The organism is Arsenicibacter rosenii (assembly GCF_001870735.1).
Lineage (GTDB): Bacteria > Bacteroidota > Bacteroidia > Cytophagales > Spirosomataceae > Arsenicibacter > Arsenicibacter rosenii.
Genome location: NZ_MORL01000213.1, coordinates 1 through 743, shown reverse-complemented (window position 1 = coordinate 743; position 743 = coordinate 1). Strand labels below are relative to the sequence as shown.

Here is a 743-nt window from a genome sequence, read left to right as displayed (position 1 = left end):
CTGGACAAATTTTGCCAAAAACGGCAACCCGAATGGTGGAAATGTGCCGCAATGGGAGGCGTTTTCGACCAAAAAACCCGCGGTCATGTATTTCCAGCAAAAGGCGTTTATGGGTTCTGTTCCCAGCGAGGATGCCATGAAGGTGCTGAATTCGTATTTCGAGTGGAGAAGAACGCCCGAAGGAAAAGAATGGGCTAAATAGAAAGTCAAACGTCTGCGTAAACAATGAAACAACGACTCATTGCTATTTTCTTTTTCTGCCTTTCATCCTATGTGGGTTATTCGCAGAACGAACCAAAACCAGTTGGACCGCTCCCTTCTGAGAATCAGCTCCGGTGGCAAAAAATGGAATATTATGCCTTTGTGCATTTTTCGGTGAACACCTACACGGATATGGCATGGGGCTTTGGGAACGAAGATCCGAAGATATTTAACCCCGAAAAACTGGATTGCCGGCAATGGGCCCGAATCTGCAAGGAAGCCGGCATGAAGGGAATCATTATTACGGCCAAGCACCATAGCGGTTTTTGTTTGTGGCCGTCGGAATACACCGATTACTCCGTCAAAAACTCGCCATGGAAAAACGGCAAAGGCGACATCGTACGTGAAATGGCCGATGCCTGTAAAGAATACGGGCTGAAGCTAGGCATATATTTGTCGCCGTGGGACCGGAATCATCCCCAATACGGTAAACCTGAATACATTACCTATTTCCGGAATCAGCTTACGGAATTACTTACCAG

1 protein-coding gene and 1 pseudogene are annotated in these 743 nt (G+C 47.0%); both read left to right on the top strand.

All coding sequences use genetic code 11. The features are described from left to right. Positions 1-202, top strand: a pseudogene (locus BLX24_RS30895) (carboxylesterase family protein); the annotation flags it as partial. A gap of 143 nt (positions 203-345) precedes the next feature. Then, positions 346-743 (top strand): alpha-L-fucosidase (locus BLX24_RS30890; RefSeq protein ID WP_218160749.1); only part of this gene is annotated, 398 nt, incomplete at its 3' end.